16 protein-coding genes are annotated in these 15232 nt (G+C 70.0%); 8 read left to right on the forward strand and 8 right to left on the reverse strand.

Annotated elements, in window-relative coordinates:
• Positions 1-75 precede the first annotated feature (75 nt).
• On the forward strand, positions 76-288 hold the full coding sequence (locus HNR00_RS22815) for a hypothetical protein (protein WP_183573413.1): 213 nt from the start codon (positions 76-78) through the stop codon (positions 286-288).
• Positions 289-298: 10 nt separating this feature from the next.
• The gene (locus HNR00_RS22820; protein WP_183573416.1) at positions 299-574 is read left to right on the forward strand and encodes a hypothetical protein; all 276 of its coding nucleotides are present in this window, start codon (positions 299-301) and stop codon (positions 572-574) included.
• A gap of 6 nt (positions 575-580) precedes the next feature.
• On the opposite strand, the gene HNR00_RS22825 is transcribed toward HNR00_RS22820, so the two are convergent.
• From HNR00_RS22825 to HNR00_RS22835, 3 genes are all read right to left on the reverse strand, one after another.
• Positions 581-1498, reverse strand: coding sequence for a metallophosphoesterase (locus HNR00_RS22825; protein WP_183573419.1), 918 nt, complete (start codon positions 1496-1498; stop codon positions 581-583).
• Positions 1499-1542: 44 nt separating this feature from the next.
• The gene (locus HNR00_RS22830) at positions 1543-1758 is read right to left on the reverse strand and encodes a hypothetical protein (protein ID WP_183573421.1); all 216 of its coding nucleotides are present in this window, start codon (positions 1756-1758) and stop codon (positions 1543-1545) included.
• Positions 1759-2286: 528 nt separating this feature from the next.
• The gene (locus HNR00_RS22835) at positions 2287-3678 is read right to left on the reverse strand and encodes an aminotransferase (RefSeq protein WP_183573422.1); all 1392 of its coding nucleotides are present in this window, start codon (positions 3676-3678) and stop codon (positions 2287-2289) included.
• A gap of 117 nt (positions 3679-3795) precedes the next feature.
• Here HNR00_RS22835 and HNR00_RS22840 point away from each other — a divergent pair, with 117 nt between their 5' ends.
• Complete coding sequence (locus HNR00_RS22840; protein ID WP_183573425.1) at positions 3796-4329, forward strand: CxxCxxCC domain-containing protein; 534 nt, start codon at positions 3796-3798, stop codon at positions 4327-4329.
• Positions 4330-4388: 59 nt separating this feature from the next.
• On the opposite strand, the gene HNR00_RS22845 is transcribed toward HNR00_RS22840, so the two are convergent.
• A complete protein-coding gene (locus HNR00_RS22845; RefSeq protein ID WP_183573427.1) occupies positions 4389-4757 on the reverse strand; it encodes a hypothetical protein in 369 nt (122 codons plus the stop codon).
• Between the two features lie 598 nt (positions 4758-5355).
• Positions 5356-6159, reverse strand: a complete 804-nt coding sequence (locus tag HNR00_RS22850; protein ID WP_183573429.1) for a response regulator — start codon at positions 6157-6159, stop codon at positions 5356-5358.
• Positions 6160-6344: 185 nt separating this feature from the next.
• Here HNR00_RS22850 and HNR00_RS22855 point away from each other — a divergent pair, with 185 nt between their 5' ends.
• The gene (locus HNR00_RS22855) at positions 6345-6557 is read left to right on the forward strand and encodes a NepR family anti-sigma factor (protein WP_183573431.1); all 213 of its coding nucleotides are present in this window, start codon (positions 6345-6347) and stop codon (positions 6555-6557) included.
• On the opposite strand, the gene pdeM is transcribed toward HNR00_RS22855, so the two are convergent.
• The 3 genes from pdeM to HNR00_RS22870 are packed head-to-tail and all read right to left on the reverse strand — an operon-like array spanning position 6558 to position 10951.
• Entirely contained in the window at positions 6558-7271 is a 714-nt protein-coding gene (gene pdeM, locus HNR00_RS22860) for a ligase-associated DNA damage response endonuclease PdeM (protein WP_183573433.1), read from the reverse strand. It lies immediately after the preceding gene.
• Between the two features lie 37 nt (positions 7272-7308).
• On the reverse strand, positions 7309-9960 hold the full coding sequence (locus tag HNR00_RS22865) for a ligase-associated DNA damage response DEXH box helicase (protein ID WP_183573435.1): 2652 nt from the start codon (positions 9958-9960) through the stop codon (positions 7309-7311).
• A gap of 40 nt (positions 9961-10000) precedes the next feature.
• Positions 10001-10951: an alpha/beta hydrolase gene (locus HNR00_RS22870; RefSeq protein ID WP_183573437.1), complete on the reverse strand. Its 951-nt coding sequence runs from the start codon at positions 10949-10951 to the stop codon at positions 10001-10003.
• Positions 10952-11133: 182 nt separating this feature from the next.
• Between HNR00_RS22870 and HNR00_RS22875 the strand changes: the two genes are divergently transcribed.
• The 4 genes from HNR00_RS22875 to HNR00_RS22890 all read left to right on the forward strand — a co-directional run bounded on the left by HNR00_RS22875 (position 11134) and on the right by HNR00_RS22890 (position 15231).
• The gene (locus tag HNR00_RS22875) at positions 11134-11487 is read left to right on the forward strand and encodes a DUF6460 domain-containing protein (RefSeq protein ID WP_183573439.1); all 354 of its coding nucleotides are present in this window, start codon (positions 11134-11136) and stop codon (positions 11485-11487) included.
• Positions 11488-11752: 265 nt separating this feature from the next.
• Positions 11753-13162: a heterodisulfide reductase-related iron-sulfur binding cluster gene (locus tag HNR00_RS22880; protein WP_183573441.1), complete on the forward strand. Its 1410-nt coding sequence runs from the start codon at positions 11753-11755 to the stop codon at positions 13160-13162.
• A gap of 114 nt (positions 13163-13276) precedes the next feature.
• Entirely contained in the window at positions 13277-13663 is a 387-nt protein-coding gene (locus HNR00_RS22885; RefSeq protein ID WP_183573443.1) for a response regulator, read from the forward strand.
• Between the two features lie 272 nt (positions 13664-13935).
• Positions 13936-15231, forward strand: coding sequence for an O-acetylhomoserine aminocarboxypropyltransferase/cysteine synthase family protein (locus tag HNR00_RS22890; protein ID WP_183573445.1), 1296 nt, complete (start codon positions 13936-13938; stop codon positions 15229-15231).
• Position 15232 lies beyond the last annotated feature (1 nt).

Raw genomic sequence — 15232 nt, forward strand, 5'->3', positions numbered from 1 at the left:
GGCTTTTCGGGAACGGCCGCGGTTAACGCCCCGTTTACCATGCCAGGGCACATTCTGCCGAGCGCAGGAGGAGCCATGACCCGACGAGCCGGCCGTAGTTTCGACGTCCTCAGCGAGGCGCAGATCGTCGCCGGCCGCACCGCCGGCCGCCGCGTCGCTCCCCAGCTTCTCGGTCCCGCGGAGAACCCGCGGCCGATCGCGCAGCTCCTCGACACGATCCAGCACGTCGCCGAGGCGGCGACCGGCGAGCGCAGCTTCCTGCACGTCCCGCCGACCGGGCGGCGCTGAGCCCCTCCGCGTGGCGGTCCTCGTCTTCACCCGGCTACAGGACCACCCGCGGGAGACCTACTTCGCCACCAGCGGCGCGCTCATCGTCGGGCGCATCGACTGCATCAGCGCCGCGCCCGGCACGGAACAATGGTCCTGGGGTATGAACCTCGACATCGGCGGCCTGCCGTTCCGCCGCGGCGGCGTCGCCGAGGACCGGCCGAGCGCGGTCGCGGCCCTCACCGAGGCCTGGGGCGACTGGAAGACCTGGGCGGGCCTGCGCGACCTCGACGCCCTGGAGCCCTGAAAGAACTCACGCCGCCGGCGCGGCCTGCCCGAGATTCAGCAGCACGATTTCCGGCGGCACGCCGAACCGGACGGCGACCTTGCTGACGCCGAGCCCGCCCGAGACGACGAGGTGGCGCCCGTCCTCGACGACGTGGCCGTAGGCGTAGCGCTCGCGGGGCGAGCCCGCGAGCACCGGCGAGACGCCGAACAGGCGGATCTGCCCGCCGTGGGTGTGCCCGGACAGCGTCAGCGACACCCGCTTCGGCACTTTGGGAAAGATGTCGGGCTCGTGCGCCATCAGCAGGACGGGCGCGTCGTCGGTGATCTGTGCAAGGGTCGCCGGGATGTCGGCGAGGCTGCGGCGGTCGCCCATCGGCAGGAACGGCTCCTGGTCGGCCAGTCCCGCGAGCCAGAACGGGCGCCCGTTCTTGATGAGGCGGAGCGCATCGTTCTCCAGAACCGGGATGCCGCGCGCCTCCAGCAGGCGGTGCGATTCGACCGGCCCGCGCCGCGCCTCCATCGCCGCGCGGTCGTCCCACCAATCGTGGTTGCCGAGCACCGCGTAGGTGCCGAGCGGCGAACGCAGACCTTCGAACAGCCGGACGAGATCGGGTAGCGGCACCCGCTTCCACGTGACGGTGCGGGAGGCCGGGTAGTCGCCGAGCAGCAGGACGAGGTCAGGCGCCAACGCGTTCACCGCGTCCACGATCTCGGCGGCGCGGTCGAGCGGCATCCACGGCTCGCAGACATGGATGTCGGCGATGATCGCGACCCGCAAGGCGAGCCCAGGCGTCCAGCCCGGCGGCGTCAGCGCGTAGGGCGTGACGGCGAGCCGGAAGCGCGGCTCGATCACGAAGGCGTAGGCGCCGGTCGATGTGCCGAGGCCGAGCGCGGAAGCGCCCAGGCCCGTCAGCACCTGCCGTCGTGTCGGGAGGATCAGCATGCCGCCAGAGCCACCGGCCCGGCGGCTGCGTCAAGCCTCGCTTCTTACTCTACGGGCTCGTCCTCGTGGACGATCCGAAACGCTTTCCCGGTTCCGGCCTTCGCGCGGGCCGCCTTCACGGCGGCGGCGTTGACGTGCACGGCGGCGGCGAGCGCCGGCAGGGCCACGGGGCGGAAGCTCTCGCGATCCTCGGTCACAGACACGCGGGCGGCGGAGCCCGAATGCATCGCGAACGACGAGGTGCGGCTGGGGGCGTACATGAGTCCTGTCCTGGTTCGATGGCGGGACGGCCGGGGTCGGCCGGTTCGACTCGAGATCCACCCGGCCTCGGTGCCGGGCGTGGCCCCACTGAACAATCCGTTTTTGGCGAGATTGCGAAGTCGGCGACACAGTGATTGATCCGGTCACCTGAACGGAAGCTTAAGGTTTCGGCGGAGGCTGATTTTCTGGCAGGCCGAGGAAATGAGCAGGCTCGCGGCGGCGCCTTTGTCCTGGCCTGATACTGCTTTGCAACAACGGCGATCTTGCAACGCACTCAGCAGAATTTTACCGGATGAAGGCGCTGCTTTGGCCGTGTCGCGGGTGACGCAACGCATTCAAAATTCGATTGCGGCCGGCGATGCCGCCGACAGCAGAAGCCAAATCAAATCTCTCGGCCGTCATTCCGGAGCGCCGCAGGCGAATCCGGAATCCACGACTGGCCGCAACGGATGTAGGGCCGCGCATCACGGCTAAATTCCGGGTTCCGCTGCGCGGCCCCGGAATGACGGCCGGGATGCCGAAAAGAATCAGGCCGCCGGCATCGGCTCCAGCCCCTCCTGGACGATCCAGGTGGCGGTGCGGTCGAGTGCCCGGCGCAGGCGCTCGAACAGGGTGTCGATCTCGTCGGTCTCGATGACGAGCGGCGGGCAGACCGCGATGCGGTCGCCCATCAGGAAGCGGACGATCAGCCCTTCGTCCTGGGCAAACGCCACGCAGCGGGCCGCGACCCCGGCCTTGGGCGGGTATTGGCGCTTGTCGCCCTTGTCGGCGACGAGTTCGATGCCGCCGATCATGCCGATGCCGCGGGCCTCGCCGACCAGCGGATGGTCGGCGAGCGACGACAGCCGGGCCTGGAAATGCGGCGCCTTCTCGGCGGCGCGCTCGACGATGCGGTCGCGCCGGTAGATGTGCAGCGCGCGGTTGGCGACCGCGCAGGCGACCGGATGGCCGGAATAGGTGGTGCCGTGGCCAAAGCCGCCGAGCTTGGCGCTCTCGTCGAGCATGGCCCGGTAGAGCGGCTCGTCGATGCTGATGCCGCCGAGCGGCAGGTAGCCGGAGGTCAACGCCTTGGCGAACGACAGGGTGTGGGGGCGGATGCCGAGCGCCTCGGAACCGAACCACGTGCCGAGCCGGCCGAAGCCGCAGATCACCTCGTCGGCAACGAGGCGCACGTCGTAGCGCTCCAGCACCGGCTGGATCGCCGCGAAGTAGCCCGCGGGCGGCACGATGGCCCCGCCCGCCCCCATCACCGGCTCGACGAAGAAGGCCGCCACCGTCTCCGGGTCCTCGGCGATGATCTGCGCTTCGAGTTCGTCCGCGAGACGCTGGGAGAACGCCTCCTCGCTCTCGCCGGCCTCGGCGCCGCGGTAATGGTGCGGGCAGGCGGCGTGGAGGAAGCCGGGGATCGGTAGGTCCCAGTCGGTGTGGTTGGCCGGCAGGCCGGTGAGCGAGGCGGTCGCCACCGTGACGCCGTGATAGCCCTTGCGGCGGCCGATGATCTTCTTCTTGCGCGGGCGCCCGAGCGCATTGTTCATGTACCAGAGCAGCTTGATCTGCGCGTCGTTGGCCTCGGAGCCCGACGAGGTGAAGAAGATTTTCGAGGTCGGAACCGGCATCAGCTCCTTGAGCGTCTCGGCGAGTTCGATCGCCGGATCGTGGCTGCGGCCCGAGAACAGGTGGGCGAAGGGGAGCCGCCCCATCTGCTCGGCGGCGGCCTCGACCAGTTCCTCGTTGCTGTAGCCGAGCGCGGTGCACCACAGCCCGGACATGCCTTCGAGATAGGGGCGCCCGTCCGAATCGTAGACCCAGACCCCATGCCCGCGCTCCAGTACCAGCGAGCCGGTCTCCCTGAAGGTGGAGAGGTTGGTGTAGGGATGGATCAGGGTCTCGACGTCGCGGGCGGCGATGTTCGACAGCATGGCGGCGGACCGGCGGCTTCGCCGACGGGAACGGCCGGCACGCCCGCCACACTAACGGCGGCAATGCCGCTCAGGAAGGCGCCGCACCCGCGCACGCCGCCCGGATAAGTTTCGCCGATGCTCGACCCCGCCGCCATCGTCGCCACGCCCGCCCCGGGCCGGGAATGCGGCCCCTGCACCCTGTGCTGCAAGGTCTACGACGTGCCGGCCGTCGAGAGCCCGGCCGGGCGCTGGTGCCGGCACCTCAAGCCCGGTGCCGGCTGCGGCATCCACGCGAGCCGGCCGGACCATTGTCGGGCGTTCCACTGCCTCTGGATGACCGAGAGCTGGATAGGGCCGGAATGGCGCCCCGACCGGGCCAAGATGGTGCTGAGCCTCGACCCCGTGACCCGGTTCATGAACGTGCAGGTCGATCCCGGGCAGGCCAACGCCTGGAAGCGGGCGCCCTACCACGACCAGCTCAGGCGCTGGGCGGCGGCCTCGCTGCCGTTGCGCCGCTACGTCCTCGTCCATGTCGGCCCGGCGACGACGGTGGTGCTGCCGGACCGGGACGTGCCGCTCGGCGCGTTCGGCCCAGGCGACCGGCTGGTCGCTCGCGAGCGGATGGGGCCGGTCGGACCGACGGCGGATGTCGAGAAGGTGTCGGCATGAGTTTCAGAGCCGCATCGGCTTTCTCCGACAAGCCGGTTCCCACCTTTCGGGCCGATGCCTCAGGCCATGCAGCGGCCGGGCACCATGCGGCGCGCCTCGGGGCCGGCGAGCGAGCTGATCGGCGTCTCGCAGCCCTCGCGGGTCAGGCGCTTGGGCTTCGCCGGCATCTCCTGCACTTCGCGGGTCGGCGCGGCGGGCTTGACGCGATCGAGCGGGCGCGGCGCAGTGGCGAGGTGGATCGGGCTGATGGCGGTGTCGTAGGGGCGCAGGCCCGGCAGCGGCGCGGCAACCGGCGCCTCCAGGGAGACCCGCGGCGCGGTGGCCGGAGCGGCCAGCGCGTCGGCGCCGTGGCGCACCATCGGCAGCGCCAGAAGGGTCAGGATCGCAGCAGGACCAGTCACGCCGAGAACGAAGCCGGGCCGAAGCATCTTTGCGATCTCCGAAGGGGAGCTTGACAGGATGTCGGCACAACGCGGCTGCGCGTTCACCGGTTCCTTCATTGTCCCGCTTCGATGCAGAACAGTATTTCGCACGTTAACCGATCGGCGATTCGCGGGGCGCGGGGCCGGCCAAAGTCCGCCGGAGCGTTGCGAAAATGCCGCGCGAGCGAAAAAAGCGCGCGATCAGGCCCCTTACCGGAACCCTCCCCCCGGCGAACCGTTGGACAGGCAACCCGGCCATCTGGTCCTCCCCGCATTCCCCTTGTGCATCGGCCGGAACCTTCTCAACGGGTCGGACAGCAGTCCGGCCCGTTTTTTCGTGGGCGGACGGGCGGCTCGGCACCCGCTTTCTGTCATCATCCACCGACGTCATTCCGGGGCGCCGAAGGCGAGCCCGGAATCCACCCGCGATGCGCGGAGCCCGGCTTGAGCTGAGCCGCCGCGGCCAGTCGTGGATTCCGGGTTCCGCTCCGCGGCCCCGGAATGACGGCCGAGGTGTTGTTTGCGCCTTGAGAGATGCTGAAAACGCACGAAGGGCGCCGCTCCCCGGAGCGGCGCCCTTCGTTCAAACCGCCGGATTAAAAAGTCAGGCCGAGCGCGCCTCGCGGCGGCGGGCGCTCTGCTGGAAGAACAGCGCTTGGCTGATGACCGCCGAGACGTTGGCCGGCTGGAACGGCTTGGCGATGAGGAAGGCCGGCTCCGGGCGCTCGCCGGTGAGGAAGCGCTCGGGGTAGGCGGTGATGAAGATCACCGGCACCTCGAAGGTCTTGAGCAGGTCGTTGACCGCGTCGAGGCCGGACGAGCCGTCGGCGAGCTGGATGTCGGCGAGGATCAGGCCGGGGCGCTTGCTCTCGGAGGCGATCTTGATCGCCTCGGTGCGGGTGCGGGCGACACCGATGACGTTGTGACCGAGCCCCTCGACCAGGGCCTCGAGGTCCATCGCGATCAGCGGCTCGTCCTCGATGATGAGAATCTCGGTCGCCATGTCGGCGGCGAGCTCCCGGCCGGCCTCGTCGACGAGGTCGCGCACCTTGGCCACATCCACGTCGAGGATCACGCCGGCATCCTCCTCGGAGAAGCCTTCGAGGCAGGAGAGCAGAAAGGCCTGACGCGGCAGCGGTGTGATCTGGCCGAGGCGCACTTCGGCGGGGAGATCGTGCTGCACGTGCTCGCTGTGGCCGTTGACCGAGAGCGAATTCCAGATCCGGGTAAAGACGCGGAACAGGTCGGCCTTGACGTTGGTCGAGCGGCCCAGGGTCTCCGGCTCGTTGACCAGCGTCTCCAGCGTGGCCGCGACGTAGGCATCACCCGCCACCTGGCTGCCGGTGAGCGCGCGGGCGTAGCGGCGCAGATAAGGCAGGTGCTGCACGACCAGTTGTGCTGTCGACATGGATTCCCCTGAGCCTCTGCGCTCTTCGTCGTTATCGATGCGCCGCTAACGCGGCGGCGCCACGTCCGTTCCTGATACGCTGCGGAACCGAAGCCGGGTGTCAGCGTTGCTGCTGCAGCCATGACTCATGTCAAGCCGCAAGACAATCGCGGCGAGTCGCTGCGGCCTGAGGGGATCGACCGAGGATGACAGAGGACGAGCCGGCCGGCGCGCTTCCCGGCGACCGGCCCTGTGCCGCGCGCGGCGGGCTGAGCGATCAGACCCAGCAGCGCATCGGCCATCAACTGCGCGCCCTCTACGATTCCGTCCTCGAACAGCCGGTGCCCGACCGGTTCCGCGACCTGATCGCGCGCCTCGACGACGGCAGCCCGAGCCCGGACGACATCGGCAGCGCCTGATCAATCCCGCCCGAGCATCGATCGGCCGATCGCGAAGACCCGCCCGTCGCCGAGCAGGTAGGCGGTGAAGCCCTTGGGGAACAGCGGCTCGAAGGCGGCGTCGCGCACGTTGAGCCCACCCGCATAAGCACCGAAGGCCGGCATGACGAGGCGGTGCCCATCGCTGATGAAGCAGCGGCGGCGCACCGAGCGCCCGCGCATCGAGACCTTGCCGCAGGGATGAAGGTGGCCCGCCACCTCCCCGGCTTCCGCGCCGGCCAGCGGCTCGTGGCGCAGGGTCAGGCCGCCGATCGCAAGCGTCTCGCAGTAGCGCCCGCCGACGCCCTCGCTCACCGCGGCGTCGTGGTTGCCGGCGATCCAGACCCAGTCGCGCCCCTCCTGCAACGCGGCGACCATCGCCCGGTCGCCCGGCTCCATCCGCTCGGGGCCGCGGTCATCGTGGAAGGAATCGCCCAGCGCCACGACGCAGGCCGGGTCGAGCCGCTGCACCACCTCGTGCAGTTGCACCAGCGTCTCCCGCGTGTCGTAGGGCGGCAGGAATTGGCCGGAGCGGGACGCATAGGCCGAGCCCTTCTCCAGATGGAGATCGGAGACGACGAGCGTGCGGTGCTCGGCCAGCCACAGGGCGCCGCTGCGATCGAGGCTCACGGCTTGCCCCGCCAGCGACAGGTCGGTGCCCTTCACGGTCTTCTCGAGTCGTTGGCTCTGGGCCAAGGTCGCATCCTCAAACGGGTCTGGAGGGGCGACGACTTCAGCCGAGCGCTTCCTCAAGCAACGCGGCTTCGGCCTCGGCCAGGATGTCGTCGGCCCCCTCTCCGTAGACCCGCTCGCGCCCGATTTCGAGCATGACGGAGACGGAGAGCGGCGAGACCCGGTCGAGGGATCGGTGAATGATTCGCCCCCGGATGCGCCTCAGCATCATGCCGAGGCGGGTCACGTCGAGGAGTCCGGTTGCCGCATCCTGCCGCGCGGCGCGTAAGAGCAGGTGGTCGGGCTGGTGGCGGCGCAGCACGTCGTAGATCAGGTCGGTCGAGATCGTCACCTGACGCCCGGTCTTCTTCTGGCCCGGAAACCGCCGCTCGATCAGCCCGGCGATCACCGCGCATTGGCGGAAGGTGCGCTTCATCATGGCGGATTCGTCGAGCCACGCCTCCAAGTCGTCGCCGAGCATGTCCTCGTCGAACAGGGCTTCCATGAAACCGGGCGAGAGGGCGATGCGCTCGCTCACGTCCTTCGTCATCCAGATCGCGATGCCGTAATCGTTGGCGGCGAAGCCCAGCGGGCGCAGCCCCGCGCGCTCCAGGCGGCGGGTCAGCAGCATGCCGAGCGTCTGGTGCGCGAGCCGCCCCTCGAACGGGAAGGCGGTGAGGTAGAAGCGGCCCGTGCGCGGAAACGTTTCGACCAGAAGGTCGCGCTCACCCGGTAGCACCGAGTGGCGGCGCTGCTGCGCGAGGTAAGTCGCGAGTTGGGGCGGCAGCCGGTCCCACTCGAACGGGTCGGCGATGATCGCCCGCACCCGCGCGGCCAAAAACGTCGAGAGCGGGAATTTCGAGCCGGCGTAAGACGGAATCGCCGGATCGGTGCCGGGGCCGGCGCGGGTGGCCATGCACTCGTCCTCGGCCAGCCCCTCGAAGCGCAGCACCTCGCCGGCGAACAGGAAGGTGTCGCCCGGCGTCAGCGTCTCGCAGAAGTCCTCCTCGATCTCGCCGAGCACCCGGCCGGTCTTCGGCAGCACGGTGCCGGGTTTTCCGCGCAGATGCCGCGCGAGCCGGACTTTTACATGCGTGGACTCGACGATGGTGCCGACATTCATGCGGTATTGCTGCGCCACCCTGGCGTCGCGCACCCGCCACTTCCCATCGGGTCCCTTCAGAATCTTGGCGAAGCGCTCGTAGGCGCGCAGCGCGTAGCCGCCGGTCGCGACGTAATCGACCACCGCCTCGAACTCCTCCCAGGACAGGCCGGCATAGGGGGCGGCGGAGACGATCTCGTCGTAGAGGTCGAGCGGGTCGAACGCGTCGGCGCAGGCCATGCCCAGCACGTGTTGGGCCAGCACGTCGGGGGCGCCGAGCCGCGCGTCCGGCGTGTCCTGCGCGGCCTCCTCGACGGCGTCGAGGGCGGCACGGCATTCCAGCATCTCGAAGCGGTTGCCCGGCACGAGATAGGCCTTGGACGGCTCGTCCATGCGGTGGTTGGCCCGGCCGATCCGCTGCATGATCCGGCTCGCCCCCTTCGGCGCGCCGACATTGACCACGAGATCGACGTCGCCCCAGTCGATGCCGAGATCGAGCGTCGCTGTGCAGACGATCGCCCGCAGCTGCCCTGCCGCCATCGCGGCCTCGACCCTGCGGCGCTGCGAGGCGTCCAGCGAACCGTGGTGCAGGGCGATCGGCAGCGTGTCGTCGTTGAGGTGCCAGAGTTCCTGGAAGGTGTACTCGGCCTGGAGCCGTGTGTTGACGAAGACGAGGACCGTGCGGTGGGTGCGGATCAGGTCGTAGATCGCCGGCAAGGCGTGCTTGGCGGTGTGGCCGGCGAGCGGGAGCGTGCGGCCGATGTCGAGCATGTGCAGATCGGCCTTGGCGCCGCCGGTGGCGACGACGAGGTCGGCCATCGCAGGGGCTCCAACCCCTCCCCCCTCCGCGGGGGAGGGTGGCCCCCGGAGGGGGTCGGGAGAGGGGAGCGACGCTTCCGAAGATTTCGCGTCGATGGCGGCCAAGCGGAGAGGTGGTTCCCCTCTCCCGGCCGCTCCGCGGCCACCCTCCCCCGCAGAGGGGGGAGGGCTTTTTTGGGTTTGCGCCACCAAGTATTTCCGGAGCTCGTCCGGCTCGCGCACGGTGGCCGACAGCCCGATGGCCCGCAGCCCCGGCGCCAGCCGTCGCAGCCGGGCCAGCGCCAATGCCAACAGATCCCCCCGCTTCGACGTGACGAGCGCGTGAAGCTCATCCAGCACCACCGTCCGCAACCCCGCGAACAGCGCTTCCGCCTCACGGTGCGCCAGCAGCAGCGAGAGCTGCTCCGGCGTGGTCAACAAGATATCCGGTGGGCGGGCGATCTGCCGGGTGCGCTTGTGGGCCGGGGTGTCGCCGGTGCGGGTCTCGACCGTGACCGGCAGGCTCATGCCGGCGATCGGCGCGTCGAGGTTGCGGGCGATGTCGACGGCGAGCGCCTTGAGCGGCGAGACGTAGAGGGTGTGTAGGCCCCGCTTGCCCCGCCCCGCCTCGGACAGCTCGACGAGGCTCGGCAGGAAGCCGGCCAGCGTCTTGCCGGCCCCGGTCGGCGCCACGAGCAGCGCCGAGCGCCCGGCCCGCACCGTCGCCAACAATTCGAGCTGATGCGGACGCGGCTGCCAGCCGCGCTCGGTGAACCATGCGGAGAAGCGCGGCGGGAGATCGGAGGGGGACACGCCGCTCAGGTAAGGCGCCGTGTCCGGCCCGTCACCCGCGTCACGCCAGCGCCATCAGGAACCGGTCGATGAGTTCCAAGGCCCGCTCGGTGAGTTGTCCCGGATAGCGCACGAACACATGGCAGCCGCCGGCATAGACCGCAGTGTGGCCGCCGTTGCCGGCCGCCGCCCAGCGGGCCGACATGTAGAGCGTGTCGTCGAGGAGCGGATCGCTGGTGCCGACGGTGAAGAGCGCGGGCGGCAGGCCCTTCAGCTCGGCGTAGAGCGGCGACACGTCGGGACGGCGCCGGTCGATGCCCTCGCGGACGTAGTCGTCGGCGAAGCGCTTGAGGTCGGTGCCGTTGATGACGAGGCGCTCACTCCCCCAGAGCCGCACGCTCGGGGTCAGGCCGAGATCGTAGAAGCCGGCATTGAGGTTGGCGCCGCGAAAGGCGCGGGTGAGGCCGTGCCGGTCGCGCAGGCGCAGCAGCACCATCACGGCGAGATGCGCGCCGACCGATTCGCCGCCGATGGTGAGCGCAGTGACGCCGAGCTCAGTGCGGCCGGGCCCGGCGAGCCACAGCGCGGCGGCCTCGCAATCCTCCAACGCGGCCGGATAGGGATGCTCGGGCGCGAGGCGGTACTCGACCGAGAGGCAGACGAAGCCGCAGGCGTCGGCGATGCGCTCGAGCCACGGGTCCTGCTCGTCGGCCGCGCCCCAGACCCAGCCGCCCCGGTGGATGTGGAGATAGGCGCCGCGCGCCTTACCCTTCGGTCGGATGACGCGCAGCGCCAGCGGGCCGCCGGGGCCGTCGATGGTCAGGGTCTCGGCCCGGGCGCTGCGCGGCATGGCCGGGGAGGCCTTGGTGCCCTCGCGGCGGCGGGCGCGCACCTCGGCGATCGGCAGCGACCACGGGTCGGGCTGCGCGGCGTGAGCGGCCACGATCTCGGCGTTGAGCGCCTTGGTCTCCGGATCGATCGTCGCCGGGTCGAACAGGGCGTGGTCGATCATGGGCCTTTCTCGGGTTTGACGTCGGCAGCAGCCCGCCATCTTGAGCGGAACGGGCCGCGGTGCCATCTGGCAGGAGCCGCGAATGCGTCCAACGACGGGTGTGGGCGCGCGGTTTCACACGGCTGTGGCGGCGGAGCAACGCCGCGACGGGCCGGCGGGCGGGATGCAAGGACCGGAACGGCATGATCGGCGATCACGATACGCGGCGCGGCTTGCCCCCGGGTCAAGGCGGCTACGCCGACCCGCGCACCAGCGCGCCGCGCCACCGTTCGGCCCTCAACCGCTTCCTCGGCGGCTCGCCGATGGCGGTGGCGGTGAAGCTGCTGTTCCTGTCGGTGCTGGTCGGCGCCGTGATGGCGATGCTCGGGCTGACGCCGGGCCTGCTGTTCTGGCATCTCTACGACCTGTCGCGGAACCTGATCGATCTCGGCTTCGAGACCTTCCACGATTTCGGCCGCTGGGTGCTGGCGGGCGCGGCGATCGTGGTGCCGATCTGGTTCATCGCGCGACTGCTCTCCAGCTCGCGGGAGCGCTGAGCCTCTATCCTCGCCGCCGTCATTCCGGGGCGCCGTAGGCGAACCCGGAATCCACGACTGGCCTCGACGCATCGTACGGCGTTGCATCACGGGTGGGTTCCGGGTTCCGCTGCGCGGCCCCGGAATGACGGCGTCGCAGGGTGTGGCCGCGCCTGCGACGCGGAACCGATTGCGCGGCGATCTGGTACGGTTCTAAGAAAGCGGCTCGACCCGAGTGTCGATCCAAGTCGCCAGCCTCAAAGAAAAATCAGACCGAGGACGCGCCGTGCAGACCAGCTTCTCCCCCGAGCAGCTCGCCGATCCCGCCATGGCGGCCTCGGAAAAGATCCTGCGCACCTGCGTGCATTGCGGCTTCTGCACCGCCACCTGCCCGACCTACCTTCTCCTGGGTGACGAACTCGATTCCCCGCGCGGACGAATCTACCTCATCAAGGACATGCTGGAGGGCGGCAAGGCGGCGAGCCGCGAGGTGGTCAAGCACGTCGACCGCTGCCTCTCGTGCCTGTCCTGCATGACGACCTGCCCGTCGGGCGTGCATTACATGCACCTCGTCGATCACGCCCGCACCCATATCGAGAAGACCTACAAGCGCCCGCTCAGCGACCGGCTGCTGCGCTCGGTGCTCGCGTTCGTGCTGCCCTATCCGAACCGCTTCCGCCTCGCCCTGCTCGGGGCCAAGATCGGCGCGCCGCTGCGCCCGCTCGTGGCGAAGGTGCCCCGTGTCGGCAACCGGCTCGCGGCGATGCTCGACCTCGCCCCCGCCGAGCTGCCCAACCGCAACCCGACCGACCGGCCGGGCGTCTTCCCCGCCGATACCTCGGCGCAGGAGGTGAGCGACCTGTTCCAGACCGGCCGCGATGCCGGGCCGGGGAAACGCCGCGGCCGGGTCGCACTGCTGCGGGGATGCGCTCAGAGCGTGCTGCGGCCGGATTTCAACGAGGCGGCGATCCGCCTGCTGAACCGCCACGGCGTCGAGGTGGTGCAGCCGAAGGGCGAAGGCTGCTGCGGGGCGCTGACCCATCACATGGGCAAGGAAGACTCGAGCCACGGCCACGCCAAGCGCACGATCGACGCCTGGATCGCCGAGATGGACGGGGAGGGCCTCGACGCGATCGTCGTCACGGCCTCCGGCTGCGGCACGACCATCAAGGATTACGGCTTCATGTTCCGCGACGACCCCGCCTATGCCGAGAAGGCTAAGCGGGTGTCGGCCATCGCCAAGGACGTGACGGAGTACATGGCCGGGATCGGCCTGCTGCCGCCGGTGGAGGACACCGACCTCGTGGTGGCCTACCACTCCGCCTGCTCGATGCAGCACGGGCAGGCCATCCGCACCGAGCCGAAGACGTTGCTCAAGAAGGCGGGCTTCACCGTGAAGGACGTGCCGGAGGGCCACATCTGCTGCGGCTCTGCGGGCACCTACAACATCCTCCAGCCGGAGATCGCCGGGCGGCTGCGCGAGCGCAAGGTCGCCAATATCGAGCGGATGCGGCCCGATCTGATCGCCACCGGCAATATCGGCTGCGCGACGCAGATCGGGAAGGGCACGGACATCCCCATCGTCCACACCGTCGAACTGCTCGATTGGGCGACCGGCGGCCCCCGCCCCGAGGCGCTCGACCGGATGCGGCCGGCCTCCGTCGCGGCCCCCGAACCGGTGCCGGCGCACGCCTGACGGGCGCACCGGCGCGGCGCTTTCGCCCAGGGATGGCGGCAGGGCTTCCTTGACCTCGCTGCAGGTGCGAATTAGGCCGCAACCAGCCCCGGCACGAGATCGTTTGCATCCCCGATGACAGAAGAATCCACAGCGCCGCCCGTCGTTCTCCTCGTCGAAGACGACGGCCTGTTGCTGATGGAGGCCTCCGACACCCTGTCCGAGGCCGGCTTCGACGTCCTCGAAGCCCCCCACGCCGATCGGGCGCTCGCCATGCTCAGGGACCGGCCCGACGTCGAGATCCTGATGACCGATGTCGACATGCCGATGGGCTCGATGGACGGTTTCGCCCTCGCCCGCGTCGTCGCCCACCGCTGGCCCGAGATTCCGGTGCTGATCGTCTCCGGCATGGGCACCCCCGGCCCCGGCGACATGCCGGAGGGCGCGAGGTTCATCCCAAAACCCTACGCGCCGACTATGCTGGTACGGACCCTCAAGGCCTGCCTCAAGCGCGCGGCCTGATTCCCGCAAATCCACGGCCGTCATTCCGGGGCCGCGAAGCGGAACCCGGAATCCACCCGTGATGCGCGGTGCCCGGCTGGAGTCGAACCGTCGCGGCCAGTCGTGGATTCCGGGTTCGCCTGCGGCGCCCCGGAATGACGGTGCGGTGAATCGAAGGGCGCGTGGATGCGGCGCCGGCCGTCGCCGCAGCCCTGTCTGCGCACCACGCGGGGTTTCACCGAACCGCGTTTCGCGGCAGAAGACCGGCCACAGCGCGATTGTCAGGTCGAACCATGAGCCCGGAGCCCAAGCCCTACCGCCTCGCCACGCAGGCGGTCCATGCCGGGGCCGCCCCCGATCCCGCCACGGGCGCGCGGGCGCAGCCGATCTACTTCACCAACGGCTTCGTGTTCGATTCGACGGAGCAAGCCGCCGACATCTTCGCCATGCGCAAGACCGGCTTCTCCTACTCGCGCGGCTCGAATCCCACGGTCGCCGCGCTGGAGCGGCGGATCGCCGCCCTGGAGGGCGCCAAGGCCGCGGTGGCGGTCTCGTCCGGCCAGTCGGCCGTGCTCCTCGTGATGATGACGCTGATGCAGTCGGGCGACGCCTACGTCGCCTCGCCGCGCCTGTTCGGCGGCTCGCTCGGCCTGATGCGCCGGCTGGAGGGCCGCTACGACCTCACGCCCCACTTCGCCGCCGACCTGACGCCGAAGGCGTTCGAGGCCGCGATCACGCCGGACACCAAGGCGATCATCTGCGAGTCGATCGTCAATCCCTGCGCCACGGTGATGGACATCGAGGGCATCGCCGCGGTCGCGAAGAAGCACGGCCTGCCGCTCGTCATCGACAACACCCTGGCCTCCCCGGCCCTCATCCGCCCGATCGAGTACGGCGCCGACATCGTCGTCCACTCGACCTCGAAGTTCCTCGGCGGCTCGGGGCAGGTGATCGGCGGCATGATCTGCGACGCCGGCACCTTCGATTGGGCGTCCAAGGGCTCGCGCTACAACCTCATCAACGATCCCTGGCCCGATTACGATGACTTGATCGTCAGCCAGCGCTTCCCGGAGATCTCCTTCGCGGTCGCCTGCCGCCTGTTCGGCCTGCGCGACCTCGGGCCCGGCCTCTCGCCGATGAACGCGTTCCTGACGCTGACCGGCATCGAGACCCTGCCGTTGCGCATGGCCCGCCACTGCGCGAATGCCAAGCAGATCGCGGCCTTCCTCAAGGACCATCCGGCGGTGGATTGGGTGAGCTACCCGGCGCTTCCCGGCCAATCGGGCGAGGCGCTCGCCCACCGCTACTGCCCGCAGGGGCCGGGCTCGATCTTCACCTTCGCCCTGAAGGGCGGCGAGCCGGCGGCGCTGAGATTCATCGCCGCCCTCGAACTCGTCTCACACCTCGTCAACATCGGCGAGATCAAGACGCTCGCGATCCACCCGGCCACCACCACCCACCGGCAGCTGCGCCCCGAGGAGCGCGCGGCGGCCTGCGTCGGGCCGGAGACGGTGCGCCTCTCGATCGGCCTCGAAGATCCCGAGGACCTGATCGCCGACATCGAGCAGGCGCTGGCCAAGGTCGGGTGAC

The organism is Methylorubrum rhodinum (assembly GCF_014199935.1).
Taxonomy (GTDB): Bacteria; Pseudomonadota; Alphaproteobacteria; order Rhizobiales; family Beijerinckiaceae; genus Methylobacterium; species Methylobacterium rhodinum.

Bases quoted from the DNA above. Each gene is read 5' to 3' on its own strand.
- HNR00_RS22815 (WP_183573413.1), top strand. From the start codon at position 76: ATGACCCGACGAGCCGGCCGTAGTTTCGACGTCCTCAGCGAGGCGCAG.
- HNR00_RS22825 (WP_183573419.1), bottom strand. From the start codon at position 1,498: ATGCTGATCCTCCCGACACGACGGCAGGTGCTGACGGGCCTGGGCGCT.
- HNR00_RS22830 (WP_183573421.1), bottom strand. From the start codon at position 1,758: ATGTACGCCCCCAGCCGCACCTCGTCGTTCGCGATGCATTCGGGCTCC.
- HNR00_RS22835 (WP_183573422.1), bottom strand. From the start codon at position 3,678: ATGCTGTCGAACATCGCCGCCCGCGACGTCGAGACCCTGATCCATCCC.
- HNR00_RS22840 (WP_183573425.1), top strand. From the start codon at position 3,796: ATGCTCGACCCCGCCGCCATCGTCGCCACGCCCGCCCCGGGCCGGGAA.
- HNR00_RS22845 (WP_183573427.1), bottom strand. From the start codon at position 4,757: ATGCTTCGGCCCGGCTTCGTTCTCGGCGTGACTGGTCCTGCTGCGATC.
- HNR00_RS22850 (WP_183573429.1), bottom strand. From the start codon at position 6,159: ATGTCGACAGCACAACTGGTCGTGCAGCACCTGCCTTATCTGCGCCGC.
- HNR00_RS22855 (WP_183573431.1), top strand. From the start codon at position 6,345: ATGACAGAGGACGAGCCGGCCGGCGCGCTTCCCGGCGACCGGCCCTGT.
- HNR00_RS22870 (WP_183573437.1), bottom strand. From the start codon at position 10,951: ATGATCGACCACGCCCTGTTCGACCCGGCGACGATCGATCCGGAGACC.
- HNR00_RS22875 (WP_183573439.1), top strand. From the start codon at position 11,134: ATGATCGGCGATCACGATACGCGGCGCGGCTTGCCCCCGGGTCAAGGC.
- HNR00_RS22885 (WP_183573443.1), top strand. From the start codon at position 13,277: ATGACAGAAGAATCCACAGCGCCGCCCGTCGTTCTCCTCGTCGAAGAC.
- HNR00_RS22890 (WP_183573445.1), top strand. From the start codon at position 13,936: ATGAGCCCGGAGCCCAAGCCCTACCGCCTCGCCACGCAGGCGGTCCAT.